Annotated in this window: 23 protein-coding genes and 3 tRNA genes; 17 read left to right on the plus strand and 9 right to left on the minus strand. The window is 71.2% G+C overall.

What is annotated here, in order from left to right:
- Positions 1 to 3 precede the first annotated feature (3 nt).
- The 4 genes from ACIF6F_RS10980 to ACIF6F_RS10995 all read left to right on the plus strand — a co-directional run bounded on the left by ACIF6F_RS10980 (position 4) and on the right by ACIF6F_RS10995 (position 2,910).
- Positions 4 to 576 (plus strand): cysteine dioxygenase, encoded by a 573-nt coding sequence (locus ACIF6F_RS10980; RefSeq protein ID WP_399944297.1) that lies wholly within the window; start codon positions 4 to 6, stop codon positions 574 to 576.
- Complete coding sequence (locus ACIF6F_RS10985) at positions 576 to 1,631, plus strand: YeiH family protein (protein WP_399944299.1); 1,056 nt, start codon at positions 576 to 578, stop codon at positions 1,629 to 1,631. The genes ACIF6F_RS10980 and ACIF6F_RS10985 overlap by 1 nt, the downstream gene beginning before the upstream one ends.
- Positions 1,632 to 1,811: 180 nt before the next feature.
- Positions 1,812 to 2,762: a trypsin-like serine peptidase gene (locus tag ACIF6F_RS10990; RefSeq protein ID WP_399944302.1), complete on the plus strand. Its 951-nt coding sequence runs from the start codon at positions 1,812 to 1,814 to the stop codon at positions 2,760 to 2,762.
- Positions 2,763 to 2,825: 63 nt separating this feature from the next.
- Positions 2,826 to 2,910, plus strand: a tRNA-Ser gene (locus ACIF6F_RS10995).
- A 142-nt stretch (positions 2,911 to 3,052) separates the two neighbouring features.
- On the opposite strand, the gene ACIF6F_RS11000 is transcribed toward ACIF6F_RS10995, so the two are convergent.
- On the minus strand, positions 3,053 to 3,439 hold the full coding sequence (locus ACIF6F_RS11000) for a hypothetical protein (RefSeq protein ID WP_399944305.1): 387 nt from the start codon (positions 3,437 to 3,439) through the stop codon (positions 3,053 to 3,055).
- Positions 3,440 to 3,457: 18 nt separating this feature from the next.
- Entirely contained in the window at positions 3,458 to 3,844 is a 387-nt protein-coding gene (locus tag ACIF6F_RS11005) for a hypothetical protein (RefSeq protein ID WP_399944307.1), read from the minus strand.
- A 1,183-nt stretch (positions 3,845 to 5,027) separates the two neighbouring features.
- Between ACIF6F_RS11005 and ACIF6F_RS11010 the strand changes: the two genes are divergently transcribed.
- From ACIF6F_RS11010 to ACIF6F_RS11060, 11 genes are all read left to right on the plus strand, one after another.
- The gene (locus ACIF6F_RS11010; RefSeq protein ID WP_399944308.1) at positions 5,028 to 7,091 is read left to right on the plus strand and encodes a hypothetical protein; all 2,064 of its coding nucleotides are present in this window, start codon (positions 5,028 to 5,030) and stop codon (positions 7,089 to 7,091) included.
- 28 nt (positions 7,092 to 7,119) lie between these two features.
- Complete coding sequence (locus tag ACIF6F_RS11015) at positions 7,120 to 7,608, plus strand: hypothetical protein (RefSeq protein WP_399944311.1); 489 nt, start codon at positions 7,120 to 7,122, stop codon at positions 7,606 to 7,608.
- Between the two features lie 475 nt (positions 7,609 to 8,083).
- A complete protein-coding gene (locus tag ACIF6F_RS11020) occupies positions 8,084 to 8,407 on the plus strand; it encodes a DUF6344 domain-containing protein (RefSeq protein ID WP_399944314.1) in 324 nt (107 codons plus the stop codon).
- 361 nt (positions 8,408 to 8,768) lie between these two features.
- Positions 8,769 to 9,086: a hypothetical protein gene (locus ACIF6F_RS11025; RefSeq protein ID WP_399944316.1), complete on the plus strand. Its 318-nt coding sequence runs from the start codon at positions 8,769 to 8,771 to the stop codon at positions 9,084 to 9,086.
- A gap of 180 nt (positions 9,087 to 9,266) precedes the next feature.
- On the plus strand, positions 9,267 to 10,430 hold the full coding sequence (locus ACIF6F_RS11030) for an acyl-CoA dehydrogenase family protein (RefSeq protein ID WP_399944318.1): 1,164 nt from the start codon (positions 9,267 to 9,269) through the stop codon (positions 10,428 to 10,430).
- Positions 10,431 to 10,447: 17 nt separating this feature from the next.
- Positions 10,448 to 11,428: a bifunctional MaoC family dehydratase N-terminal/OB-fold nucleic acid binding domain-containing protein gene (locus tag ACIF6F_RS11035; protein ID WP_399944321.1), complete on the plus strand. Its 981-nt coding sequence runs from the start codon at positions 10,448 to 10,450 to the stop codon at positions 11,426 to 11,428.
- Positions 11,428 to 12,468, plus strand: a complete 1,041-nt coding sequence (locus tag ACIF6F_RS11040) for an acyl-CoA dehydrogenase family protein (RefSeq protein ID WP_399944323.1) — start codon at positions 11,428 to 11,430, stop codon at positions 12,466 to 12,468. Before ACIF6F_RS11035 ends, ACIF6F_RS11040 begins: the two co-directional genes overlap by 1 nt.
- Positions 12,465 to 12,848 (plus strand): MaoC family dehydratase, encoded by a 384-nt coding sequence (locus tag ACIF6F_RS11045; protein ID WP_399944326.1) that lies wholly within the window; start codon positions 12,465 to 12,467, stop codon positions 12,846 to 12,848. The genes ACIF6F_RS11040 and ACIF6F_RS11045 overlap by 4 nt, the downstream gene beginning before the upstream one ends.
- A complete protein-coding gene (locus tag ACIF6F_RS11050) occupies positions 12,845 to 14,011 on the plus strand; it encodes a lipid-transfer protein (RefSeq protein WP_399944329.1) in 1,167 nt (388 codons plus the stop codon). The genes ACIF6F_RS11045 and ACIF6F_RS11050 overlap by 4 nt, the downstream gene beginning before the upstream one ends.
- Before the next feature lie 132 nt (positions 14,012 to 14,143).
- Positions 14,144 to 14,665, plus strand: coding sequence for a SigE family RNA polymerase sigma factor (locus ACIF6F_RS11055; RefSeq protein ID WP_399944332.1), 522 nt, complete (start codon positions 14,144 to 14,146; stop codon positions 14,663 to 14,665).
- Positions 14,666 to 14,956: 291 nt separating this feature from the next.
- Positions 14,957 to 16,609 (plus strand): long-chain fatty acid--CoA ligase, encoded by a 1,653-nt coding sequence (locus tag ACIF6F_RS11060; protein ID WP_399944334.1) that lies wholly within the window; start codon positions 14,957 to 14,959, stop codon positions 16,607 to 16,609.
- A 49-nt stretch (positions 16,610 to 16,658) separates the two neighbouring features.
- Here the strand turns inward: ACIF6F_RS11060 and ACIF6F_RS11065 are convergent, their stop codons facing one another.
- The 3 genes from ACIF6F_RS11065 to ACIF6F_RS11075 all read right to left on the minus strand — a co-directional run bounded on the left by ACIF6F_RS11065 (position 16,659) and on the right by ACIF6F_RS11075 (position 21,718).
- On the minus strand, positions 16,659 to 17,297 hold the full coding sequence (locus ACIF6F_RS11065; protein WP_399944336.1) for an antibiotic biosynthesis monooxygenase: 639 nt from the start codon (positions 17,295 to 17,297) through the stop codon (positions 16,659 to 16,661).
- A gap of 13 nt (positions 17,298 to 17,310) precedes the next feature.
- Complete coding sequence (locus ACIF6F_RS11070) at positions 17,311 to 21,174, minus strand: PAS domain-containing protein (protein ID WP_399944338.1); 3,864 nt, start codon at positions 21,172 to 21,174, stop codon at positions 17,311 to 17,313.
- 124 nt (positions 21,175 to 21,298) lie between these two features.
- Positions 21,299 to 21,718 carry an SSI family serine proteinase inhibitor gene (locus ACIF6F_RS11075; protein WP_399944341.1) on the minus strand — a complete coding sequence of 140 codons (420 nt, stop codon included), beginning with the start codon at positions 21,716 to 21,718 and terminating at the stop codon, positions 21,299 to 21,301.
- A gap of 235 nt (positions 21,719 to 21,953) precedes the next feature.
- On the opposite strand from ACIF6F_RS11075, the gene ACIF6F_RS11080 reads away from it, so the two are divergent.
- A tRNA-Ser gene (locus ACIF6F_RS11080) sits at positions 21,954 to 22,044 on the plus strand.
- Positions 22,045 to 22,331: 287 nt separating this feature from the next.
- Positions 22,332 to 22,407: transfer RNA gene (locus ACIF6F_RS11085), tRNA-Arg, on the plus strand.
- Between the two features lie 73 nt (positions 22,408 to 22,480).
- On the opposite strand, the gene ACIF6F_RS11090 is transcribed toward ACIF6F_RS11085, so the two are convergent.
- From ACIF6F_RS11090 to ACIF6F_RS11105, 4 genes are all read right to left on the minus strand, one after another.
- On the minus strand, positions 22,481 to 23,764 hold the full coding sequence (locus tag ACIF6F_RS11090) for a tyrosine-type recombinase/integrase (RefSeq protein ID WP_399944344.1): 1,284 nt from the start codon (positions 23,762 to 23,764) through the stop codon (positions 22,481 to 22,483).
- A complete protein-coding gene (locus ACIF6F_RS11095; protein ID WP_399944346.1) occupies positions 23,764 to 23,961 on the minus strand; it encodes a helix-turn-helix domain-containing protein in 198 nt (65 codons plus the stop codon). Before ACIF6F_RS11095 ends, ACIF6F_RS11090 begins: the two co-directional genes overlap by 1 nt.
- A 479-nt stretch (positions 23,962 to 24,440) precedes the next feature.
- On the minus strand, positions 24,441 to 25,913 hold the full coding sequence (locus ACIF6F_RS11100) for an ATP-binding protein (protein ID WP_399944348.1): 1,473 nt from the start codon (positions 25,911 to 25,913) through the stop codon (positions 24,441 to 24,443).
- 1 nt (position 25,914) lies between these two features.
- A complete protein-coding gene (locus ACIF6F_RS11105) occupies positions 25,915 to 26,793 on the minus strand; it encodes a bifunctional DNA primase/polymerase (protein ID WP_399944350.1) in 879 nt (292 codons plus the stop codon).
- Between the last annotated feature and the right edge of the window lie 60 nt (positions 26,794 to 26,853).

A 26,853-nucleotide genomic window follows, 5' to 3' on the forward strand; every position in this document is an offset into this window, starting at 1 on the left:
CACATGACCATCACCACGGCATCCCCGGCCTACCGGCCCGCGGCCCGCGTCACCGCGCGGATGGCTGCCCTGATCGGTGAGATCCGCACGGTCGCCGACCGCGGCCTGGCCCCCGACCTCACCGCGTACCTGGTCGGCGAGCGGCTCGCGCCCCATCTGGGCGCGCAGGACCTGCTCACCGCGGAACAGCAGGAGGGTGACCCTGACCGCTACCGGCAGCACATCGTGCACGCCGAGGCGGACGGCAGCTTCTCCGTGGTGGCGCTGGTCTGGCTGCCCGGACAGGAGACCGCGATCCACGACCATGTGTCGTGGTGCGTGGCCGGGGTCCACCAGGGCCAGGAGAGCGAGCGGCGCTACCGGCTGGCGCCCGGGGCGGGCACGGCCGCCCGGCTGGTCGCGACCGAGGAAGTGGTCAACGGCCAGGGGGAGGTCTGCGGCTTCGCGCCGCCCGGAGACATCCACAAGGTGTGCAACTCCTGCGCCGCCACCGCGATATCCATTCACGTGTACGGCGCGGACATAGCCCGCCTGGGCAGCAGCGTCCGCCGCGTCTACACCCTCCCGGCCGACTGATGGCGCTGCTGAACCGTCCGCGCGCCGAAGCGGCCGACCGGGTGCCGGCGGTTGTTTCACGTGAAACACGAAGCTGGCCAGGGCTGTTGACCGCGGTGCTGGGTGCTGGGCTGGCCTTCGGGGTGCACGCGCTGGTGCCTGCCGTGCCGATGCTGACTGCTGCGGTGGTGCTGGGCATCACGGCCGCCCATCTGCCGCGGGTGCGGGCCTTCGTACGGGGCCGCGGCAGGCCCGGGCTCTCGCTGGCGGGGCGCCGGCTGATGCGCATCGGCATCGTGCTGCTCGGCCTCGGGCTCGGGCTGGACCAGGTGCTGCGGCTCGGGTGGGGGACGGTCGCGATGGTGTTCGCAGTGGTGGCGGCCACCTTCTTCGGCACCCTGTGGCTGGGCCGGCGGCTCGGGCTGCGGGGGGATCAGCCGCTGCTGATCGCGACCGGGTACTCGATCTGCGGGGCCTCCGCCATCGGTGCGGTGAGCGAGGTGTCCGGGAGCGACGAGGAGGACGTGGCTTCGTCCGTGGCGCTGGTGACGCTGTGCGGGACCCTGGCGATCGCCGTACTGCCGCTGCTCCAGACGCCGCTGGGGCTCGGGGATCTGGCCTTCGGCCGCTGGGTGGGGGCCAGTGTGCACGACGTCGGCCAGGTGGTGGCCACGGCGCAGACCGCGGGGGCGGGTGCGCTGGGGGAGGCGGTGCTGGTCAAGCTGATGCGGGTGGCGATGCTCGCCCCGCTGGTGGCCGCGGTGGCCTTCGCGATGCGGGCCCGGCGGGCAGGGGTGCGTACGGCTTCGGGGAAGCGTCCGGCGCCGGTGCCGCTGTTCGTGGCGGGCTTCCTGGTCGCCGCGCTCGTACGGGCGACGGGGGTGCTGCCGCCGCTCGCGCTGGAGGTGGCCCACCGTGCCCAGGAGGGGCTGCTGGCCGCTGCGCTGTTCGGGCTGGGGAGCGCGGTGCACCTGCCGACGCTGGTGCGGACGGGTGGCCGGGCCGCGCTGCTGGGACTCAGTGCCTGGGTGGTCGTCGCCGGGGTCTCGTACGCGGGCGTCCTTCTGACCGTATGACCGCGGAGATCCGGCCAATCCCTGGCCGGATCTCAAAGACTGAGACGACGTGCTCCTGACAAGCGACGCGTCGCCGTGGCACGCTGCCGAGCGCAGTACCGCACGCCGATCCGCACCGCTCTTCATCCCCCACCCTGCCCGGACCGCTCCGGTCCCCGGGCACGGCCGAAGGAGTCATGCGTGAGACGCCATCGCACTGCCGCATCCGTCCTGCTCGCCGCCGGCGCACTGATCGCGGGCATCGTCTCGGCCGCGCCGGCCGGTGCCGCCGATGCGCCCACGTCCTTCCGCCCGCAGCACACCGCGGGCTTCTGGACGGCCGAACGGATGCGCGCCGCCAAGCCGCTGGACCTGACGCTCGCGCCCGGGACGGTCCTCAAGAGCCCGAAGACCGCGGGCGTACCGACCACGATCGGCCCCACCTCGGCTGCCGCCGCCTCTCCGACCGCGTTCCCGCAGGCGGGCGGCGCGTGGACGGGCGGCGGGGCGGTCGTACGCACCTCGGGCCGCGTGTTCTTCACCTTCCAGGGGCGTACGGCCTCCTGCTCGGGCGACTCGGTCACCAGCCAGAACGGCAGCACGGTGATCACCGCCGGGCACTGCGTGAAGTACCAGGGCGCCTGGCACACCAACTGGGTCTTCGTGCCGGCGTACGACAACGGCAACGCACCCTACGGCCAGTGGTCGGCGACGAAGACCTTCGCGACCCCCCAGTGGGTCGCCAGCGAGGACATCAACTACGACGTCGGCCTGGCGGTGGTCGCGCCGCTGAACGGACAGAAGCTCAGCGCGGTCGTCGGGGCCCAGGGCATCCAGTTCAACGGCGGCTACAACAAGCCGATGTACGCCTTCGGCTTCCCGGCTGCCTCCCCGTACGACGGGTCCAAGCTGGTGTACTGCTCGGGCAACAGCGGCAAGGACTTCCTGTTCTCGAAGGACCACAGCCTGGGCTGCAACATGACCGGCGGCTCCAGCGGCGGCCCCTGGTTCTCGAACTTCAACGAGTCGACGGGCACCGGCCTCCAGGTCTCGGTGAACAGCTTCGGCTACACCTTCCTCCCGAACCGCATGTTCGGCCCGTACTTCGGTCCCGAGGCGCAGGCGATCTACAACACGGCCCAGACCTCCTGAGCCCCCAAGACCCTCCCCGGACCCGTTAGGCTGTAGCCCGCTCCGCCCCACCGGCGGCGCACGGGTGGGTTGCCCGAGCGGCCTAAGGGAACGGTCTTGAAAACCGTCGTGGCGCAAGTCACCGTGGGTTCAAATCCCACACCCACCGCACCAGGCCAGAGAACGTGCTGGTCAGAAGGGGTGCCCCTCGTGGAGGGGCACCCCTTCGTCGTTCACCGTGTCTCACCCTGAGTCGGCGGTGTACCCCCTCCGACCAGTGCGTGTGGGCCAGCCGTGGGCCAGGATCGCGGCTACTCCTCCGCCTGGAGCCCCTGCTCGATCAGCCGGTTGGCGTGCGCCGAACCGCCCTTGAGGAGCTTGGCGTAGAAGCGGTACAGCACGGCCAGGCTGTGGCCGGCCCGGTAGGCGACCTCCACGGGATCGACGCCCACCGTGATCCACAGGGAGATCCCGGCGTGCCGCAGGCAGTACGGCACTTCCGCGAGCGCCGTCTCGACTTCGTGCGCGGTGAGAACTGCCCGACGGGCCGTCTCCCAGGCCTCGCTGTACTCCGTCGAGGCGAGGCGCCCGCCGCGTGCGGCCCGGAAAAAGAGGCGTCCGTCGTCCGCGACCCCGAACCGGGTGATGTGTGAACGGACCATCCGGACGTAGACCGGCGGGAGCGGTACGGCCCGCACGGTCTTCCGTGCGCGGTGCTACAGGCCGCGCACGTCGTGGGACTTCCCGCTGTCCGTCCACCCCTTCCCGACCTCGGCGTGGCTCTCCGATACGAGGACCTCGCCCCACGCCTCTGGATCGTCCTCCGGCGGGAGTACGAAGTCCTTCTCGCGCAGTGCCGCAGCTTCGCCCGGTCGTCTGCCGGCGTGGTAGACGCAGCCGCAGAAGGCCTCGAGGTGCTCGCCGCGCGGACCCTGGCCGGCCACCGCGGCCAGCAGGCGGCGAGTGAGCGCGGGACCGGGGACGAATCTGAAGTCGACCTCGTCCGAGGTCTCAGGGGCCGCCCAGTCGACCGCGAGGAACGGGTGGCGGACGAGCAGGGCTCGTTCCTCAGCGGCGTACCGAAAGGCGTTGCTCAGCACCATGCGCTTCCGGTTGGCGGTGTTCTCGGCGGCAGGCTGCCGTTCAGCAGCGTGGACAGGGCGGTCAGCGCGGCGCGCACGTGCTCCGGTCGCGCGGCTGCGGCGACCTTCAGGGAATGGCCGGCGACCCAGTCCAGGGCACGCCGGATGTCGCTGGGGGCGTCCTCGACATCGCACCGCGGGGCCAGGTCGCCGTCCGGGCCGACGGCGGCACGGAAAGCCCGCTGACGTGGCCCGGGTCCAGCCCGGCCTCGTCACGCACACGGGCCCCCGGCGTGCGGGCATGAGGAGGACGCAGCAGTGATCACAGGCTGTTCCCTTGTCGAAGCTAAACACCAACTCCAGGTGCCAGAGGGCTGGTTGCTCTCCGACGCCCACTTAAGCGAAACCGAGTCCGAATCACTCATCCCCGTTCCGAGAACTTTCACCGAGCGCCTCAGGGCGGCCACGCAGCCCAAGATCAAGAGCGGGACTGACCGCCTCTGATCAGGCGTAACCCTCAGGGAGGAATAGTCGAATGCCCGCCCGCCGCGGCGAGCTTGTAGCGCACATCACATCCAGGTCATGGCGGGTCCAGCGCTTGGAGCTCTGTGCTCGCAGGCGTGTAGCGGCCGTCGGCGAGCGATGGCCTACGCCTGAGCTGCTGCTCGCGGCGGGGCGAACCGGGGCCCGTCCGAGTCCTGCGCATTGCTCGCTGAAGTGTGGGGAGTGGTCGGCGGCCGCGCTGGGGGTGCGGGCGAAAGGCTCCCTCGGTGGCATCACCTACACGGGGCCTGCTGTGTGGTTTTGGGTGGGTTCATTCTTTCTGTTCTGACCAATATGAGACAGTAAAGATTTGGGAAAGCTCCCAGCTCAGACCCTCAGGCGAACCTCAAATGCGACTACTCAGAGATCTATAAATGGGACCATTCGGACGGGCCTTGGCGAGAAATCGACTACGGGGGTTCCGGTAAAGCCCCTGGCGTCCAAGATCGCCTCGTGCTCTCATGTCTCGCCGGCGCGCTCTATTCGCTGCCGCTTAGGGGAGGGGAACATGACATATAGGGGTGAGTCTTTTATGCCCGGGAAATCTATTCGCGTGTTGCTGACGGCCGCACTCGCGCTAGGTGTCCTGGCAGCACCAGCAGTAGCGGATCAGTCCACCGCATCTGCTGCGACATGTCCGTCCAGGGTGGACACGTATGCGGTGGAGACCAGCACCGCGTCTCCGTATCGATATCTGCACAAGTATCTCGACTGGACCCCGAAGGCGGGTAGTATCGACGATCCACTTGTCGATATGGGACAGAAGGCTTCCATTTCCCGTACCGCCAAATTCTTCGGCGGCGGCAGGGGCGTCTTCTACACCATCGACAATGGTGTGCTCCAGTCCTACAAGGACAACACGGCGACTGGCGGGGCCTTGCTGACGCCGGTCCGCAGTTACGGGGCCGGTTGGGGAACGTACGGGCGGACCTGGTCCAGTGGCGGCGGCTCTCGGATCTTCGCGGTCACGTCTGAGGGCGCCGTCGAGGCCTTCAGCCAGAGCGCACCCACCATGGGCGATGGGACTGTCGCCAAGGGAGACCAGCCCATCGCGGCCACCACCGCATTCGCTGTAGCCCTCAAGACGGCAGACGATGTATGGGGGTTCAACGGTGCCTTCTACACCCTCTCCGACGAGAAGGTGACAAGGTGGAACTACAGCGAGAAAGCGACCGCTAACGGCTTCATCCCCCAGGTGGGATCCCCGACGGTTATCGCTAGCGGCCTCACTGGTGCTACCCAAGCCTGGATGCCGGGCCCCGATACGCTCTATGCCAATGCCGCGGACACGGTCAAGAGCTACACGGGATCACCCCTGGCCCTGGCGGATTCCAAGGTGCAGGCAGCCCTTCCAGCCACCGACATCCTGCCTGACGCATATACCTGCCTTAGTGACCAGACCGTCGACAAGCCACTCGGCGACCTGCCGCAGGATCCGGTGCCGTTGGCCACGATGGAGCCGGCCCCGACCCCCACCGCACCCAGCGGGCCGACGAAGGTGTCCGGCACGTTCACGCTAGGCAATGGCCAGCCCGCCGCGGGGATCACGGTCCGTGTGGAGGCTGCCGACCCGGCTCTCATGAAGGCCGAAGGGTCGGCGACCGATCTTCCCGACCTCGGCACGACGAAGACGGCTGGGGACGGCTCGTGGTCGCTGACGCTCCCTGCACAGCTGCCTGCGGCAGTGCAAGCTGCTGCTGATGCCAACGGTGGCATCGTGCAGGTGTCGGCGAGCGCGGCCGGGCAGACCACCTCCGGCGTCCACATGTTCGGCGTAGACATGATGTCGGCTGCGGCATCCGAATCCGTCAAGACGAGCTCCATCGCCGCGACGTTCCCGGCTCCTCGTAAGGTGGCGCTTCTTCCTGAAGGCAGGCAGGAAGCGGCGCCGACGCAGGCGGGGATGGATAACTCATCCCCCGCGCAGGTCGAAAGTGATGCGGCATCCGGCGATTCGGTTCCTGAATGGCAGAGCGACAGCGGTCCGGAGCCGACGAATTTCAATCCGTACCTGGTGGACGGTGTCGATGTTCGTTCGCAGCAGGTAAGTGACTACGCCGGCTCTGCGAGTGGCGAATGCGAATGGGTCACAACGAATCTTGGTTCTGAAGCTCGCTATACGACGGTTGGTGAGGCCCACGCGAATTGGGACGCCTACGCGAGCTTCGAATATGAAACCAAGGTAAGTTCTGTAATTGACTGGGCCGTCAAGGCGAATGGCAACTGGACGCTCGGAGGGTCTTGGACCCTTAATGGTCCAGCTTCGTCCAGCAGTGGTTACGCCAACCGGGGGCCCTATTTTGCGAAGGCCTGGCGTATTCCTATTCTCTACCTCAAGCAGAGGCGGACGTGGTACTGCGGAGGAATACCTCGGGGCTCCCACGAACGTATTGTTCCTTCGCGCTTCTGGATTCCCGCTGGAGGGGCTCCAGGTATCTTTGGGCACGATGTGAGCCACCTCGATGGGGCCGCTGCATATGATCGATCCAACCCTGCTTTCCGTGGATATGTGGTACCGGGGTCGTTCTTCCAGCAGGCTGTTGGGCGGAGTTATAAGCAGTCCATTGCGGCTACCGCATTCAACGTTTCGCTCGGCGCATACACGCAATATGATCAAGATCACAAGCAGCGCATCACGACAGGAACTAAGAATGGCAGGCACGATATCTGGGGGTTCAAGGCAAGGCCCGGCCAGCCCGGCACCCTCGTCTTCTACTCGTGGTAGGGCGAGGTTCCGTGGGTTCGTCGTCGCCGTGGCCGTCTTCGCGACAGGATGCTCTGGTGGTGCTGCCGAAGCCCCTGCCATCGGAACGGCGCTTGGGCCGGGGGCGTCGTACGAGACCGGTATAGAGAAGGCGCAAGCGGGCGACAGCTTGTGGTTCGCGTTCCCTGTTCTGGTGAACACGTCATCGGACGACATAGAGGTCGTGGGGGCCGAGGTCACGGAGGTCCCCGACTCCATCAAGATCACTCGCTATGCGGCGTTCGACAAGAATGACACCGACGGACTCGCACTGAACCTCCGAGACGCGGACCTGGCCCGCCTCGACCCCAAGGACCAGTGGGGCGAGACGATACGGGTGAAGGCGCACAGCGAGAGCAATATCTTCTACATGGCACGTTTGGCCATGGTGAAGAGCCGGCCCTCGATCGTCGCAGGGTGTCGCGTCAAGTACCGGCAGGGCGGGCGTCTTTACGTACAGGACCAGAGGTGCAAGTTCCTCATGGGCACCACGGGGTGAAAGGCTGGCGCTCGCGCTGAGCGTGAAGCAGGGAGGGCGGTCCGGTGGGCAGGTTTTCGGATCCGCCGGTCCGCCCTTCCGGAGCTGCTGTGGGCCATGCGCGGGCCAGTGAAGTCAATCGGGGTGTGACTAGCCGCTTCTTCCCAGGTCAGGGCCTAGGTCGGGTGAGTCCCGGAGCGCTCTTGAAAACCGTCGTGGCGCAAGCCACCGTGGGTTCAAATCCCACACCCACCGCAGCACACCGGCGCCCGCGCCGGTCCGGAAGGGGTGCTCCTCGTCGAGGGGCGCCCCTTCTTCGTTTCAGGCCGGCGGGGTGTCGGTCGTGCGGTCCGACGGGCTGGTGGGGGTGTTGTGGGCCGTGCGGGTGGTGTTTGTCGGAAGATCGGGGTGGGGGGCGGGGGCGGGCGGGTTGCGGGCACATCATGACGAATGTATGCAGATCCGCCCGTCGGAATTTGGGACCCGAGGAGCAGTCATGACCAGCAGCCGTGCCACCTCGTTCTGGACCGCCTTCTTCGCCGCCGTCGCCGCCGTTCTCCTCGGTCTCTTCCGTGGACGGTCGCGCGGGGCGGAGGCGGCCGCCGTCGCCCCGGCCCCCGCGGCCCGCGTCGCCGCCGGCGTCCCCTCCGTACGGGTCCCGTCGTCCCGGCGCTCCCGCCGCTCCCGTGCCGGCCGCACCGCGCTGCCCCCGACCATCAAGCAGCGGATCCGCGCCGAGGCCCACGGCGCCTCCCCCGCGGTGCGCCGCAGCAGCTCGGGTGTGTCGTCCGACGCGGAGCGGTACGAACTGACCGCCTAGCGGTGCGCCGGGGCGCACAGGGGGCGCATCCCTTACGGGGCGCGGTCCGCAGGCGGTCGCCGGGAGCCATGCCGGGACGAGCGCCGAGGCCCTGGGAGCAGGACGCCGACGGAACGCTTCACCTCTTGCCGCACAAGGGTTTCGAGCACTCGACCGCCCAGGAAGTGCCGGTTTGGGGGCGTGACCGGGGTTTATCCGATGTTGCTCATGCTTGAGAGGGAATCGGGGACAACGGGGTGGTTCGCCGGGGATTCGGTGGGCAACTCTGGTCTCGCGACGTCGTCAGCACGGAAAGACAGCAGGGCGGTCGGCCAACTGCCTTGCGCCACACCGTACTTACGCTCCCTGGAGGATCAAGAACATGGCAAGCATCCGTACCGCCCGCGTCATCGCCGCCGTAGCCTCGCTGCCCCTCGCCGCCGCTCTCTTCACCGGCGTCGCGCAGGCCGACATCGGGGTCGGCTCGTACGCGGACAACGGATCGAACGCGAGCGTCGCGGGCATCCTCGGCAGTGGTGTGGGTGGCGACAACAACGGCAACTCGTCCACCTCGCAGCAGGTCGCGACCGGCTCCGGTGCCTCCAACCAGAACAACACGGCTCAGGTGAACGGCTCCGCGTTCACCGCGATCCACCAGAACAACTCCAACGTGGCGGTCAACTTCCACCCCTGGTGGTAACCCTGTCCCAGCCGTGAGCGCCTGCGGGACCGGACTGGCTGGGGTCCGGTCCCGCGGGCGTTTCCGCGTGCCCGCCTCCGCATGCCCCGGGGCTGCGGGACGGGGAGACTCCTTGACAGCCGGACGGGATCTGACGGAGAGTCAGAAATCCACACCCGTACGTCCGGGAGGCCGCCCGCCGTGCACCTCGCCCCGACCGAGCAGCAGCTGTCCCTGCGCGCGGAACTGCGCTCGTACTTCCGTGAGCTGATGCCGGAAGGTCCCCCTCCGGCCGACGACCCCGAGCGCCAGCGCGCGATCCTGCGCCGGATCGGCGCGGACGGGCTGCTCGGCCTCGGCTGGCCCGTGGAGTACGGCGGCCAGGGCCGTGGCCCCGACGAGCAGTTCGTCTTCTTCGACGAGGCGTACCGCGCGGGCGCGCCCGTCTCGATGGTCACGCTCAACACCGTCGGCCCGACCCTGATGAAGTTCGGGACCGATGAGCAGAAGGCCTACTTCCTCCCCCGGATCCTCAGCGGCGAGATCGTCTTCGCCATCGGCTACAGCGAGCCCGAGGCCGGCACCGACCTCGCCTCGCTGCGCACCAGGGCCGTCCGCGAGGGGGAGAACTGGCTGGTCGACGGCCAGAAGATCTTCACCTCCAACGCCCAGAACGCCGACTGGATCTGGCTCGCCTGCCGCACCGACCCCAACGCGCCCAAGCACAAGGGCATATCGATCATCCTCGTCCCCACCGAGGACCCCGGCTTCTCCTGGACCCCGATCGACACCGTCGGCGGCCTCACCACGACCGCCACGTACTACGACGGGATCCGCGTCCCCGCCACTAACCTCGTCGGCGCCGAGAACCAGGGCTGGGGCCTGATCACCAACCAGCTCAACCACGAGCGCGTCGCACTGGCCGCCATCGGGATGCAGTCCGAGGAGTTCTACGAGGCCGCGCTCGCCCACGCGCGCACCCCCGACCCGGTCACCGGCGAGCGCCCGGCCGACCGCCCCTGGGTGCGGTCCCGGCTGGCCGAGGCGCACGCCCGGCTCGCCGCGGTACGGCTGCTCAACTGGCGCCTCGTCCAGGACGTGGGCGCGGGCACCCTGGCGCCGGGGGACGCGAGCGGGGTGAAGTTCCTGGGCACCGAGTCCACGGTCGAGGTCTACCGGATCTGCCAGGAGATCACGGGCGAGGCCGGCCTCATCCGGGCCGGATCGCCGGGGGCGACCGCCGGCGGCGAGCTGGAGCGCATGAACCGGGCCGCCCAGATCAACACCTTCGGCGGCGGAGTGAGCGAGGTCCAGCGCGAGATCGTCGCCATGATGCGGCTCGGCATGAAGGGGAGGAAGCGGTGAGCGGCGGGGAGCGAGCGGTGCGTCCGCAGGGGGAGACGGGCGGCCCCGGCGGCCTCCACGACCTCCTCAAGGAGTTCGAGGGCAGGCCCGCGGCGGAATCGGGCCGGGGCAAGGACCCCGTCAACGCGGCCATGATCCGCCACTGGTGCGAGGCGATGGGCGACACCAACCCCGCGTACTCCGGGGCCGACGCCATCGCCCCGCCCACGATGCTCCAGGCCTGGACGATGGGCGGCCTGTCCGGCCACACCGACCGTTCCTCCGCCTACGACGAGCTGTTCGCGCTGCTGGACGCCGCCGGGTACACGTCGGTCGTCGCCACCGACTGCGAGCAGGAGTACCTGCGCCCGCTGCGGCCCGGAGACGAGATCACCTTCCACGCGGTGATCGAGTCCGTGTCCCCGCTCAAGACGACCAAGCTCGGCAGCGGGCACTTCGTGACCACCCGCATGGACGTGAGCGCCGGCGGCGAGCCGGCAGGCACCCACCGCTTCCGCATCCTCAAGTACGCCCCCGCACGCCCGAAGGCCCGGGCGGAGCAGGCCACCGAGACCGCCCCAACCGAGGCCGCCCGGGCCACTCCGGAGGACACCCCCCGGCCCCGCCGCCCCCGCCCCGTCGTCAACCGCGACAACCAGGGCTTCTGGGACGGGGTCCGCGAGCACCGGCTGCTCATCCAGCGCTGCACCGGCTGCCGCACCCTCCGCTTCCCCTGGCTGCCGGGGTGCAACGCCTGCGGCTCCCCGGACTGGGACACCGTCGAGGCCGGCGGGACGGGCACGGTCTTCTCGTACGTCGTCATGCACCACCCGCCCTTCCCGGCCTTCGCCCCGCCCTACGCGGTGGGCCTGGTCGAACTCGCCGAGGGCGTCCGGATCATCAGCAACATCACCGGCGTCCCCTACGACAAGGTCCGCATCGGCATGCCCGTCCGGCTGGAGTTCCTGCGCGTGGACGACGACCTCGAACTGCCCGTCTTCCGAGGGAGCGAAGGCTGATGGACTTCACGCCGACCGAGGAGCAGCGCGCCGCCGCGGAGCTCGCCGCGCAGATCTTCGGCGACCTCTCCAGCCACGAGCGCCTTGGTGCCGCCGGCACAGCCACCGACGCGGAACTCTGGAAGGCCCTGTGCACCTCCGGCCTCGTCGCGGCCGTCGAGGAGGTCGGCCTGCTCGGCCTGGTCCTCCTGCTGGAGGAGCAGGGCCGCACCACCGCCCAGGTCCCCCTCGCCGCCACCGCCGTGTACGGGATCCTCGCCCTCGCCCGCCACGGCAGCGAGGCGCAGCGCGCCGAGCTGCTGCCCGCCCTGGGCGACGGCACGGCCGTGGCCACCGGCGCCTTCCCCGCGCGCGGTACGGTCCGCGCCGCAGACGGCCGGCTCACCGGCACGGTCCCGGCCGTACCCTGGCTGCGCGACGCGACGCACGTGCTGGTCCCGGACGACGACCGGGCGCTGTGGCTCGTACGGACCGCCGACGCGCGGACCGAGCCGGTGGAGACGACCGCCCCGTGGGCCGCCGGACGGCTCACCCTGGACGGCACCGCGGCGGAGCCCTTCGGTGGCCCGGGCGCCTACGACGAGGTGCTCGCGACAGCCCGGACCGCCTTCGCCGGCCTCCAGGCGGGCGTCTGCGCCGGATCGCTGGCCCGGGCCGTCGCGTACACCTCGACCCGGGAGCAGTTCGGCCGCCCGCTCTCCTCGAACCAGGGCGTCATGCTGCGCGCCGCCGACGCCCACATGGACACCGAGGCCATCCGGGTCACGGCGTACGAGGCCGGCTGGCGCACCGACGCGGGGCTGCCGGCCCGGGAGCACGCGCTGACCGCGGCCTGGTGGGCGGCGGAGGCGGGCGTCCGCGTGGTCCACGCGGGCCAGCACCTGCACGGCGGCATGGGCGCCGACCTGGACCATCCGGTCCACCGGCACTTCCTCTGGGGCCGCCAGCTGGCCGCCCACCTGGGCTGCGGCGCCGAGCTGCTTGCCGAACTCGGCGAGGTCCTCGCCGCCGCCCCCACCCCCGCGAAGGAGCAGGCATGAAGGTCGGCGACACCCTGCCGCCCCTGGAGATACCGGTCACCCGCACGCTGATCGTGGCCGGCGCGATCGCCTCCCGCGACTACCAGGACGTGCACCACGACGCGGAGCTCGCCAGGGAGAAGGGCTCCCCGGACGTCTTCATGAACATCCTGACGACGAACGGCCTGGTCGGCCGGTACGTCACCGACCACCTCGGCCCCCGCGCCGTGCTGCGCAGGGTCGCCATCCGCCTCGGCGCCCCCAACTACCCCGGGGACACGATGACGCTCACCGGCACGGTGACCGCCGTCCAGGACCGCACGGTGGAGATCAGGATCGTCGGCGCGAACGGCATCGGCCACCACGTCACGGGCACCGTCACGGCCGAGGTGACCGCATGAGCGTCCGCAACCGCGACTCACTCGGCGGCCGCGCCGCCATCGTCGGGATCGGTGCCACCGAGTTCTCCAAGGACTCCGGCCGATCCGAACTCAAGCTCGCCGTCGAGGCCGTGCACGCGGCTCTGGACGACGCGGGCCTGACCCCCGGCGAGGTCGACGGCATGGTCACCTTCACGATGGACACCAGCCCCGAGATCACCGTCGCCCAGGCGGCCGGGATCGGCGAGCTGTCCTTCTTCTCCCGCATCCACTACGGAGGCGGCGCGGCCTGCGCCACCGTCCAGCAGGCCGCCCTCGCCGTCGCGACCGGGGTCGCCGACGTCGTGGTCTGCTACCGGGCCTTCAACGAGCGCTCGGGCCGCCGCTTCGGTTCGGGCGTGCAGCACCGGGAGGCGTCGGCGGAGGGAGCGGCACTGGGCTGGTCCCTGCCCTGGGGACTGCTCACCCCGGCCTCGTGGGTCGCCATGGCCGCACAGCGCTACCTGCACACGTACGGCCTGACACCCGAGGCCTTCGGGCACGTCGCCGTCACCGACCGCCGCCACGCGGCCAACAACCCCGCCGCCTATTTCCACGGGAAGCCGATCACCCTCGCCGACCACGCCGCCTCGCGCTGGATCGTCGAGCCGCTGCGCCTGCTCGACTGCTGCCAGGAGACGGACGGCGGACAGGCCCTGGTCGTCACCTCGGTCGAGCGCGCCCGGGACCTGCGCCGGAAGCCGGCCGTCATCACCGCCGCCGCCCAGGGCGCGGGCCGCCGGCAGGAGGGCATGACCAGCTTCTACCGCGACGACCTCACCGGCCTGCCGGAGATGGACGTGGTCGCCCGTCAGTTGTGGCGGACCAGCGGGTTGCGGGCCTCCGACATCGACGTCGGCATCCTCTACGACCACTTCACGCCGTTCGTGCTGATGCAGCTGGAGACGTTCGGCTTCTGCGGCCCGGGCGAGGCCGCCGACTACGTCGCCGCGGACGCCCTCCCCCTCAACACCCACGGCGGGCAGCTCGGCGAGGCGTACCTGCACGGCATGAACGGCATCGCCGAAGCCGTCCGGCAGCTCAGGGGCACCTCGGTCAACCAGGTCCGGGGCGCCGCCACCACCCTGGTGACCGCGGGCACCGGCGTCCCCACCTCGGGCCTGATCCTGGGCGCGGACGGCTGAAGGCACCGGGACCCTCCCGGCCTCCTCCACCTTCAGGAGGTCGGGAGAGCCCCACCCCTACAACCTGAGACGGACACGGCTTCGGCACTTCGGGCCGATCCCCGCGCGCCTGCCCGCTCCTAGCGTTGAGACATGACCACCCCTGTCTGCACGACCGCCTCCTACCCGTCGTTCTCGTCGTACGTACGAACCCGGGGCACGGCGCTGATGCGGACCGCGCGCTCGCTCACCGCCAACCCGTGCGACGCCGAGGACCTGTTCCAGACCGCGCTCACCAAGACGTACGTGGCCTGGGAGCGCATCGAGGACCACCGCGCCCTCGACGGATACGTCCGCCGGGCCCTGGTCAACACCCGGACCTCGCAGTGGCGCAAGCGCAAGGTCGACGAGTTCGCCTGCGACGAGCTGCCCGAGCCCGAGGTGCTGCCCGCCGCCGATCCGGCCGAGGCCCAGGCGCTGCGCGATGCGATGTGGCGCGCGGTCACCCGGCTGCCCGACCGGCAGCGCGCCATGGTCGTGCTGCGCTACTACGAGGACCTCAGCGAGGCGCAGACCGCCGAACTGCTCGGGGTCTCCGTCGGCACGGTGAAGAGCGCCGTCTCCCGCGCCCTGGTCAAGCTGCGCGAGGACCCGGAGCTGACGCCGGTCCGCTGAGCCGGTCCGCTCCGCCGGCCCCGTTCGCCGAATCCGGGGTCGCCCGATCTACACGGGTGTTTCACGTGAAACACCCCGGCGGGATCGAACGGACGTTTCACGTGAAACATGCGTGACGCGACGTCCCCCGCTGTGCGCCGTGCACCGTCTGAACAGGCCCGATCTGTGCACGGAACCACACATGCTTTCCCGTCGCCGTTTGTACTCCCGGGTAGTGACAGGCCGCGCGCCGCGTGCGCAGAATCGGCAGCATCCACTCTGCCGCCCGCGCAGCGCCCACGGGAGGACGCTTTGCTGAGCACCATGCAGGACGTACAGCTGACGGTGACCCGCATCCTCAAGCACGGGATGACGATCCACGGCCGTTCGCAGGTCACCACCTGGACCGGTGAGGCGGAGCCGCACCGCCGCAGCTTCGCCGAGATCGGCGCCCGCGCCGGACGGCTCGCCCACGCCCTGCGTGACGAGCTCGGGGTCCAGCAGGACGACCGCGTCGCCACCCTGATGTGGAACAACGCGGAGCACGTCGAGGCCTACTTCGCCATTCCCTCCATGGGCGCGGTGCTGCACACCCTCAACCTGCGGCTCCCCCCGGAGCAGCTGGTCTTCATCGTGAACCACGCGGCCGACAAGGTCGTCATCGCGAACGGCACCCTGCTGCCGCTGCTGGTCCCGCTCCTCCCCCACCTGCCCACCATCGAGCACGTCGTGGTGGCCGGCCCCGGCGACCGCTCGGGTCTGGAGGGCCTGAACGTCCGAGTCCACGACTACGAGGAGCTGCTGGCCGGACGCTCGGAGGCGTACCCGTGGCCCGAGCTGGACGAGCGTCAGGCCGCGGCCATGTGCTACACCTCCGGCACCACCGGTGACCCGAAGGGCGTGGTGTACTCCCACCGCTCCATCTACCTGCACTCCATGCAGGTCAACATGGCCGAGTCCATGGGTCTGACGGACGCCGACACCACGCTGGTGGTCGTACCGCAGTTCCACGTCAACGCCTGGGGCCTGCCGCACGCGACCTTCATGACCGGCATCAACATGCTGATGCCGGACCGCTTCCTCCAGCCGGGCCCGATCGCCGACATGATCGTCGCCGAGCAGCCCACGCACGCCGCGGCCGTTCCCACCATCTGGCAGGGGCTGCTGGCCGAACTGTCCGCCAACCCGCGCGACATCTCCTGCATGAAGCAGGTCACCATCGGCGGCTCGGCCTGCCCGCCCTCGCTGATGGAGGCGTACGACCGGCTCGGCGTCCGCCTCTGCCACGCCTGGGGCATGACCGAGACCTCGCCGCTCGGCACCATGGCCCACCCTCCGGCCGGGCTCGGCGCGGACGAGGAGTGGCCGTACCGCATCACGCAGGGCCGCTTCCCGGCCGGCGTCGAGGCGCGCCTGATCGGCCCGGGCGGCGACGTCCTGCCCTGGGACGGGGAGTCGGCCGGCGAGCTGGAGGTCCGCGGCACCTGGATCGCCGGCTCCTACTACGGCGGCGCCTCCGGAGAGCCGCACCGGCCCGAGGACAAGTTCAGCGCCGACGGCTGGCTCAAGACCGGTGACGTCGGCGTGATCAGCACCGACGGCTACCTGACGCTGACCGACCGGGCCAAGGACGTCATCAAGTCCGGCGGCGAGTGGATCTCCAGCGTCGAGCTGGAGAACGCGCTGATGGCCCACCCCGAGGTCGCCGAGGCGGCGGTCGTCGCCGTCCCCGACGACAAGTGGGGTGAGCGCCCGCTGGCCACCGTCGTCCTCGCGGAGGGCGCCACCGTCGACTACAACTCCCTGCGCTCCTTCCTCGGCGAGTCGATCGCCAAGTGGCAGCTGCCGGAGCGCTGGGCCCTCGTCCCGGCCGTCCCGAAGACCAGCGTCGGCAAGTTCGACAAGAAGGTGATCCGCAAGCAGTACGCGGACGGCGAGCTGGAGGTCACCCTGGTCGAGGGCTGACCGCCGGGCGCGGGGACGCGGCTCGGCCCGACGGCCCCGGGTGCCGGGGTCACGAAGGGCTGAGCCAGCCCCGCAGCAGTCTGCTCACCGCAGGCATGGCCACATAGGTCATCAGGGTGCTGAACACGGCGGCGAAGGCCGCCGTGCGCAGCACGAAGTGCAGGTCCACCAGGACCGGCCCGAGCACCGCGTTGCCCACCAGCGAGATCGGGAAGATGGCCAGCCCCGAGCTGATCGCCATCTTCCAGCGGGGCGGCGCGGGCCGGGTCGTGCCCGGCTTCGCGAACCAGGTCTCCATGCCGGTCAGTTCCCGCCGGGCTATCTCGGTGTGGTGGTGGCCCTCGCAGTTCGCGAACCAGCGCGCCCGCTCCGGGGACTCCTGCCACCGCTCGAACGCCGCGTCGTCCACGAACCGGTGGACGAGGAACCAGGGCGCGCCCTCCGACGCCGGGCGGAACAGCCCGTACCCCAGGTGTCCCTCGAACTGCGTCGCGGTCTCCAGGATCCCGCGCGCCCACTCCTCGAAGGCCGCCTCGTACCCCGGCTCCACCTGCCGCGCGATCAGCAGGGTCACCTCGCCGTTGTCGGCGGGCACGGTCGTCGGCAGCTCCTCCCGCGACCCGGTCCGCGCCGTGCCGCGGGCTCCGCCCGGTACGCCGTCCTGCGTCTTGCCCAAGGTCTTCGCCATGGGAGCAGGGTGGCTAATTCGTGCCGATCTTGGCCAGCAGGTCCACGATGCGACCCTGCACCTCGGCGGCCGTCGACCGCTCGGCCAGGAAGAGCACCGTCTCGCCGGAGACCAGGCCCGACAGGTCGTCCTTGTCGATGCCGACGGACGTGTAGACGACCAGCGGGGTGCGGTTCAACTGCCCGTTCGCCCGCAGCCAGTCCACGATCCCGGCCCGGCGGCGGCGCACCTGCATCAGGTCCATCACCACCAGGTTCGGCCGCAGCTGCGTCGCCAGCTGGACCGCATCGGTGTCCGCGCCGGCCCGCGCGACCTGAAGGCCGCGCCGCTCCAGCGCGGCCGCCAGGGCCCCGGCGATCTCGTCGTGCTCCTCGATGAGCAGCACGCGCGACGGGTGCTGCTCGCTGTCACGCGGCGCCAGCGCCTTCAGGAGCACGGCCGGGTCCGCGCCGTACGCGGCCTCGCGGGTGGCCTGACCGAGGCCGGCCGTCACCAGCACCGGCACCTCCGCGGCCACCGCGGCCTGGCGCAGCGACTGCAGCGCGGTACGGGTGATCGGCCCGGTGAGCGGGTCGACGAACAGCGCGGCGGGGAACGCGGCGATCTGCGCGTCTACCTCCTCGCGGGAGTGCACGATCACCGGCCGGTAGCCGCGGTCGCTGAGCGCCTGCTGGGTCTGCACGTCGGGCGCCGGCCACACCAGGAGGCGGCGCGGGTTGTCCAGCGGCTCGGGGGGCAGCTCGTCGTCCACGGGCTGCGGCACGGGCCGGTTGACCACCTCTACGGCTCCACCGGGCCCGTCGAGCGGCTCGGGGCCCTCGGCCGCGCCCGCCTCCGGTGCTCCTATGGCGAAGGCGCGCCCGGGCTCGGACTGCTCGGCCAGCCGGCGGCGCCGGCCCGACCCGGTGTCCTGGGTGCCGACGGGGGCCGGGGTGTCGGCGGTGGCCGGCTGGGCCAGGGCCACGCCCTGCCCCAGCGTGCGCACGCTGATGGGACCGGCCGGGGTGTCCTGCGCCTGCCGGGCGCCGGGCAGCGGTACGGGACCACTGGCATCAGCGTCCTCGGGCGCGGTACGGGCGGCGGGCACCGGCCAGGCCGGGGTTGCGGGCAGCGCGCGGCGCCGCCCAATCGCCGGGGCGGTCCCCGGCTCGGGCAGCGGATGCGGCTGCGGCGGCGTGTGGTCGTCCTCGGCCGGCGCGGTGCCGTGGCTCTCCTGGTTCGGGCTGCCCAGGGCACGGCGGGCCCGGCGCCCGGAGGGCTGCCCGGCACCGGCGGCGACCGGCGCGCCGCGGTCGGCCTCGACGGCCTCGGCGGTGGGCTGCGTCGGCACCGGGATGCCGGGGACGGGGGAGCCGTCGGCCGCGACGCCCGGAACCGGAACGCCGGGCGCGGGGGTGCCTTCGGCGGGCGTGGCGGGCGTACCGGCGGCCTGCTGGGGGGGCAGCGCGAAGCCCCCGCCGGGCGGCGCCGGGGCACCGGGCGGTACGGGCGTTCCGGGCGGTACGGGAACACCGGGCGGCACCGGGGCACCGGCGGGCCCGGATGCGCCCGGAACCGGAATGCCGGCGGGAGGAACCGGAGCACCCGGCGGCACCGGGGCGGGGGGCGCCTGCGGCGCGGACGCGGCCTCCTGGCCACCCGCGTTCCGCACGGCGGGAGTTGCAGGGCCACCGGGCACCGCGAGGCCGGGCGGTACGGGAACACCGCCGGCCGGGACCACCGGCGCGCCCGGGGCGTTCGTACCCTCGGCGCCCTCCGCACGGGGTGTGTTGTAGCCGGCCGGCACCCGCGTGCCCGGGCCCGCACCGTTCGGCGGCACCGGGCCGACACCGTTCGGCGGCACCGGCCCCACACCGGCAGCCGGCACCGGGCCGACACCGCTCGGCGGCACCGGCCCCACACCGGCCGGCGGCACCGGCGTCGGAGCGGCAGCGGAAGGCCCGCCCGGCAGCGCGAAGCCGCCCGGCGGAGCCACCGGCTGCGGGGGTTCGGGCCGCTGCGGCGGGGCCAGGGCCCGGCGGCGGCCACGGGGTTCGTCCTGCGGCGTCTCCGGCTCACCGGAGGACAGGGCCAGCGCCCGGCGCCGCCCGCTGCCACCGGCGGGCACCGCGTCGCCGCCGGCCGCGGGGAGCGCGGGCAGCTGCGGTCCCGCCTCGGCCTCGTCACCGGCGCGGCCCCGGCGCCGACCGGTCGCGAGACCGGCGGGGTTCACGGGCGACTGGGCCAGCTCGGCCGGACCGGAGGCCGCGGCCGGCGCGCCGGGCGCCCGGCGGCGGCCGGAGGGCAGCTCCAGGGCACCGCCCTCCGCGGGGGCCGGCGGCTCGTCCTCCAGGAAGGCGTCGACGCCGCGCCGCGCCCGCTTGCCCTTCGGCTCCGCAGGGGCGGCGGGCTCGGGCTCCGGGTCGGGCAGCGTGACGGTGCCCGCGCCGGCGCCCAGCGGGACCTCCAGCACGTACGCGCCGCCCGGCGCGCCCGGCACCTCGACGGTCTGCAGCACGCCGCCGTGCGCGGCGACGATGCCCCGCACGATCGGCTCGTGCACCGGGTTCCCGCCGGAGTAGGGCCCGCGGACCTCGATCCGCACGACCTTGCCGCGCTGCGCCGCGGCCACGACCACGGTGGAGTCCATGTAGCCCCCGGCGGCCACCGGGGCGTTGCCGGTGGAGTCCACCCCGGCCACGTCGGCGACCAGGTGGGCGAGGGCGGTCGCCAGCCGGCCCGCGTCGACCTCGGCCTCGATCGTCGGTGCGTGGACGGCGAACTGGGCCCGTCCCGGCCCGATCAGCTCGACGGCACCCTCGACACCGGCCGCGACGACCCCGTCGAGCAGCACCTTCTTCTTGGTGAGCTTCTCCATGCCCGCGTCGAGCCGCTGGAAGCCCAGCACGTTGTCGACCAGGGTCGTCATCCGGGAGTAGCCGGCGGCCAGATGGTGCAGCAGCTGGTTCGCCTCGGGCCACAGCTGCCCGGCGTCGTCCGCCGCCAGCGTGGCCAGCTCCCCGCGCAGCTCCTCCAACGGGCCGCGCAGCGCGTCGCCGAGGACCGCCAGAAGCTGGGCGTGCCGGGCGGCTAGGGCGTCGTAGGGACGCCGGTCGGTGAACGTCATCACCGCTCCGACCAGCTGGTCCCCGTCCCGGACGGGCGAGGTGGTCAGGTCGACGGGCACGGCCTGCCCGGCCTTGTTCCACAGCACCTGGCCGCGCACGCGGTGCTTGCGTCCGGAGCGCAGGGTGTCGGCGAGCGGGGACTCCTCGTACGGGAACGGCGAGCCGTCGGCGCGCGAATGGATCGCGAGGGAGTGCAGCTCGCGGTTGCCGAGCTCGGTGGCGCGGTAGCCGAGGATCTGCGCGGCGGCCGGGTTCGCCAGCACGACGCGCCCGTCGGTGTCCGTGCCCACGACGCCCTCGGCCGCGGCGCGCAGGATCATCTCGGTCTGCCGCTGCGAACGGGCAAGCTCCGCTTCGGTGTCCACGGTGCCCGAAAGGTCCCGTACGACCAGCATGAGCAGTTCGTCGCCGGTGTAGCGGTGCTGGTCGGCGTACGCGTCCCGGCCGTCCTCCAGGCCCGCGCTGGTGACCTCGACCGGGAACTCGCTGCCGTCCGTGCGCCGCGCGGTCATCCGCTTCGGCTTGGTGCGGCCGGGCTCCTCGTCGCCGGGGCGGCGCATCGAACCGGGGATCAGCTTGGAGTCGAACTCGGGCAGCAGCGACAGGAGCCCGCGCCCGACCAGACCGGTGCCGGGGGACTCGAAGACCTCGAGCGCGATGGAGTTCGCGTTGACGACCGTGCCGTTGGCGTTGACGAGCAGGAGCGCGTCCGGCAGTGCGTCGAGTATCGCTGCGAGGCGAGCAGCGCCTCGGGATGGCCTGCTGCTCACGTGGACGGTTCCTCCCTGACTACCGGCATGTCACGGGAGGAGTCTAAGGGCACCCGCCCGGCGGGCGGCGGCGGATGAGGGGGAGCTCTCACCGGATCGGCCGGCTTCCGCGCGCCGTGCCTGGTCAGGAGCGCGCCGTCGGAAGGACAGGTTCCAATTCCCTCCACCGATTGATCTCGCAACCGTTCTTCCGGTCGTACGAGGCGTCGATCCGCTTGCCCCGCCAGGTGCCGGTGATCCGGGCCCGGGCCGGCCCGCCGTCGACCATCGTGCAGAACTGACGCTTCGAGACGGGGGCGAAGGGATCCGCCTTCTCGCCCGACAGCCGGTCGAGCCGCGCACAGGCCTCGGCGGCCTTGGGGTGGCTGCCCCCGGGCGGGGCGCATTCCAGGGTGTACGTGCCGTCCAGCGAGCTCCCGCTCCCGGACACGGCGACGGTCAGCTCGTCGGGCGGAGGCTCCAGCAGCCCGAGCGACGGCAGCGGCGGCAGGGGCCCGGCGGCTACGGCGGACGCGAAGGCGGCGAGGGCGAGGTGGCGCAGCATGACGCTCCCGGAGGGCAGGCGGTCGTACGCGTGCCCAACGAGCCGGCGCGGTGGACGTTGCGCGGCGCCCCGCCGCACGCCCCGCCGCGCTTCCGCACCGCCCGGACCCGGCCCGCACTCACCCGCCTAAGGCTTTGCTCTGATCGGCCCGCGCCTAGTACCGTGGGGGTGGATTGGTGACCAGCCAGTGAGCTGTGTCATCATCTGCACGCACCCCCGTACGCGAGGGTGAGCTGGAGGCGTCGCCTAGTCCGGTCTATGGCGCCGCACTGCTAATGCGGTTTGGGTCTTAAAGCCCATCGAGGGTTCAAATCCCTCCGCCTCCGCGCTGTGATCACCGAAGCCCCGGTCCCCAGGACCGGGGCTTCGGTCGTTCCCGGCCACGCGAGTCCGCCCGCGGCTCCGCCGGGTTCACACCTTGACGGCGCTCTGTGGCGCAACCGGCCCCGTCCCATCACCCGTCCGGCGGCGGCCCGGGCCCGCCCCCACATCCGCTCGGTTTGGCGTTTCCGCAGGTCAGGGGTGGTTTGGATAACGGATTTCGCGTCCCGGCGAGGTCCATGTATTGTTGTTCTCGCAAGGCCAACGGGGCGAAAAACCCCGGGAAGCACAAGCACTCGTAGCTTAACGGATAGAGCATCTGACTACGGATCAGAAGGTTGCAGGTTCGAATCCTGCCGAGTGCACCAGCTCAAGAGCCCCCCGGGATCACCCGGGGGGCTCTTGACATCAGCGGGTGACATCAGCGCACCCCTGGCCCGCTCAGGCGGCCGTCGGCTCCGCCGACTCGTCGGTCCCCTCTTCGGGTGGATCATCGAGCCCCAGAGCGTCTTCCATGCGGTCCGCTGCGGCCTTCAGGGTCGCCTGCATGACGTGGGCGTAGGTGTCCAGCGTCATCGTGATCGTGCTGTGCCCCAGCGTCTCCATGATCGTGCGGGCGTCGACCCCCTGCGCGAGCAGCAGCGACGCGCACGTGTGCCGCAGGTCGTGTACCCGTACCCGCCGGACCTTAGCCTTGGCGCACAGCAGCGTGAGCATGCGGTTCAGGCTCCGCGGATCGGTCGGCCGACCGGTCGGGGTGGTGAAGATCAGCCCACTCGGCTGCTGCCCCAGCGGCTGCCACTTCTTCCCTGCGATCTTGTGTTCGCGTTCCTGCGCGGCCCTGTGCACCTTCAGGGCCTCCACGCACCGCTTCGGCAGCGAGACGGTCCGCAGGGACCGGGCGGTCTTGGGCGTGCCGAAGATCAGCTCTCGTCGGATCCGCTGGAGGTTCCGGCGGACCCGAAGCTGACCGGCGGCAAGGTCGATGTCCGACCAGGTGAGCGCCAGCGCTTCCCCGCGGCGCAGTCCGGTGGAGACCAGCAGCAGCCACAGGGCGTACAGGCGGTGCGGCTGCGCGGCCTTGAGGAGCAATCGGGCCTCACCTGCGTTCAGCGGCTGCACTTCTTCCCTCTTCACGGTCGGGGTCTCCACGATCCGGGCGACGTTGCGCGCGATGAGCTCTTCACGGATGGCGTGCTGAAGTGCGGAGCGCAGCACGGCGTGGACGTACTGTACGGTCCGGGCGGAGGGGCTGCGCTTGCAGCACCGGTTCACCGCACAGCAGTTCCGCTCCCCCTCGGGGCGCTCTGCGTCAGCTCCGCGCAGGCAGCACAGGCAGCCGTTCCGGAAGTCGGTCAGGAACAGCCGTACGTCCGCGGGCGACAGCCGGTTTAGCTTCTTCTTGCCGAGTGCCGGCCGGATGTAGAGCCGGGTCAGTCCCTCGTAGCTGCTGAGGGTCGCGGGCTTCAGGCGGTTCGGCGCTACTGCGGAGATCCAGTAGGTCAGGTAGTCCCCGAACGCCATCGTGGACGTGGCGGCAGGGATGCCCTTATGGGTCTTCTCCTGCATCTCGATGAGCTTGGCGTTCACCTCCTCGCGGGTCTTGCCGTAGGCGAACTTCCGTACGCGCGTGCCGTCGGGCCGGAAGACGTAGGCAGCCGCCTGGTAACGGCCGTCGCTGCGCTTCGTGATGGTGCCCTCGCCGTTGGCGCGTCGCTTGGCCATCAGGCAGCCTCCTCAAGTCGTGTGCGGATGTACGTATGCAGGGAATCGGCGGGGATGCGGCGGGCGCGCCCCTCGGTGAAGCTGGCCAGCGCTCCCGAGCGGATCAGGTCGTAGACCTTGCTGCGGCTGTACCGCAGGGCGGCCATCGCCTCGGGGACGGTGAGCGCTTGATGGGTCGTGGGCAGGGCAGAAAGCACGGCTGCCTCCTGGAGATGGATCCGCCGGGGTGGTGGGCGTGGGGCAGGGCTGCGGCGCGTGTGTCCGAGGTTGGGATTTCTGCGTCATGGCGTCACTAGCGTCATTGGGGGCGCTGACCTGCGGGTTTGCGTGACGCAGGGTCCTGGGCGCTGTGTCACCGGTGACGGAGTCGTCTGTCACGGCGTGACGCAGGTGACGAAGCGTGACGCACAAATCTGGGCTCTGCGTCACGCCTGTTGATACAGGTCAGGCCCGGTTTTCGGGGTGGTCGTGACGCAGGTGACGCAGCGTCTTCCTACTTAGGAAAAAGAGGGGGCCTGGGTCTGTTGTTGTGCGCGCCTCGGGCGTGAATGCGGAGCCGCAAGCGGCACGCCCTTTGGGCGGCGGCGCGGCCGCCGAACAGCAAGAGGAGCACCGCCCGCGCCGGGGCGGGGGTGCTCCTCTTGCTTGTGCGGCTGAGCCCTGTGGGGCGCGGGGGCTAGAAGAGGTCCGTCTGCTGGTCCTGCGGGGGCGTGGGGCGAGTCATGGCGATGTAGCGGGCGGCGCGGGTGCGGCCCCAGTCGACGAGTACGCCGCGTGCGGCGAGGACGGGTTGGAGGCGCTTGAGGCGGTCGGAGAGGACTTTTCCGGTGGTGGGCCACCCCTTGGGGAGGGGCCGGCAGTCCTCGCCCGTGTAGAGCTGAGTCAGCGCATGCAGCCACTCTGCCGACGTCATGCGGGTTTCGGTGCCCGGTTGGGTGTCGGCGGCGTGCTTGAGGACGGTCTGGGCGAGGAGGTCGCCTTCGATGACGTCGTCGTTGAGGTCGTCCAGGCTGGCCCGGTAGGCGTCCAGCGCACCGAAGCTGCGTGCGGCATCCAGTTGCGCGCACAGGTGGGCGAAGTCGGCCATGCGCAGGTCGGTGGGGATGTCGGCCTGGGCGGCGCGGACGCTGACGGCGAGGTCGAGCACGGATCCGAGGATCACGGGCAGGTCCCGCGCGAACTCCGTCCATAGCTCTTCTTCGGTCCGCCGCATGCGGGGGCGTTCGAGGCGGAGGGGGAGGAGGCGTTCGGCGAGGTCGGGGCGGATCACGCCCACGTCGATACCGGTCAGGAGGAGCGGGCGGCGGTAGCGGGCGCGGACGACGTCGCCGTCGGTGAACAGGGCGCGTTTGATGTTCTCGGCGCCGGTGACGATGCAGCACATGAGGTCGGAGAGGTCCGGGCCGAGGTGGGAGAGGTTATCCAGCCCGGTGATCCACCCCGCGGCCACCGCGGTGATCAGGTTCTCCTCGTCCTTGGGCGGGCGGCGCAGGTCCCCGCTCATGCCCTCGATGATCCGCACGAGCATCTTGCCCGCGGTGGACTTGCCCGCCCCCTGGGGGCCGGTGAGGAACGGGGCCGGGACGGGGACGTCAGGGCCGAGGCAGCCGACGAGCCAGGCCAGGGCCAGGCCCTCGCTCTGCGCGGAGGAGAAGTTGACCAGGCGCATCAGCAGGTCGATGCCCTTGCCGTCGGTGTCCTTGGCCGGGAGGGGGAGTTCGCCGGTGAGCTGGGTACGGCGCCAGCAGACCTCGCGGGGGTCGGGCGTGCGAATGTCCCAGCCGTTGGGGTGGATGCGCACCGACTGGCCGTCGTCGCGGCCCAGGTCCAGCCAGGTTGCCCCGTCGTATCCGGGGGCGACGCGGATGTGGACGGGTTGGACGTCCTCGGTGAGTGCGAGTGCTTCGATCAAGTCCAGTGCCTCTTTCAGGGCGGTTCCGTTGAAGACGCCGACCCCGTCGCGGAACAGGCCGACCATGAGTTCCTGTCGGTGGCTGCCGGTGGTGCCCTGGGAGCGGATCGGGCGGGCCACGGGGTGGCCGTTGCGCTGGGCGTAGACGGTGCCGTCGACGGTGCGGAAGTACCGGAAGTGGGCTTGGGCGTAGTCGGTGATGACCTCGCGAGCGGGGTTCTTCTCTTCCTCAGGCATGTCACATCCCCAGAGCTGCGGCGGCGTTGGACCAGGCGTCCTCGCAGTGCCGCAGGGATTCACCCCGGGTCTGCGCGGCGGTGAACAAGCGCTTGATGTGGGCGTCGGTGAGGCAGCCGCACCGGCCGTGCGCGGACAGCACCGCCAGGAACGTCCCGTACACCGTGCTGTGCACCCCGCTCCCGGCGTCGGTGATGCGCTGCTCTGCCATGGCGATACCCCGCTCCAAGTAGACGGGCGAACGGTGCCGGCACTCCCCGCCCCCGACCGGCAGGGGTACGGAGCTGGGTGCCGGTCGGACCGCGGCGGGCTCCTTCACGACCAGGGCGCGCACCGCATCCGGCAGCTCTGTGATCGTTCCGGTGCCGGGGCCGCGCCAGCGGGCGTACGCCATGGTCGACTTGAGGTCGACGCCGGGGCGGACGCCGTTGGCCGATCGCATGGCGCCTCGGTAGATCCAGTGCTCCCCGCGGGTGGTGGCCACGGTTTTGGTCGCGGGGAGGTTCTCGCGGGCCCACGCCACAGCGGCGGTGTTGTCGAGGTCGACGACGGTGAGTCCGGCGCCGCCGGGGTGGTAGGCGACCGCATGGGCCTGTCGCCAGGCTCCCGCCCACGCGGCGGAGGTGAGGACGTCCGCGTTGGTGGTGGCTGCGGCCCAGCCGTGGCAGGGGGCGGGGCACTGGCAGGGGCCGGCTGCCTTCATGTGCGGGCGGTCCCCGCACGCGGAGCGGGTGCAGGCCCGGCAGTTCCCGAAGGGGCCTTTGCCCTCTCGCAGCGGCAGGACGGGCAGGCCGATCCCGGCGAGCCAGAGCGCGGTGCGCAGGTGGGCGGGTAAGGCCGTGCGGTGGGGGTCTCGCGGGTTGTCGGTGGGTTGGGTCATGCTGGTTGCCTCCAGTTGTGCTGGATGAGAGCGGCCCCGGTCATTGGCGTGAGGGGGGCC

The organism is Streptomyces sp. NPDC086023 (genome assembly GCF_044540325.1).
Lineage (GTDB): Bacteria > Actinomycetota > Actinomycetes > Streptomycetales > Streptomycetaceae > Streptomyces.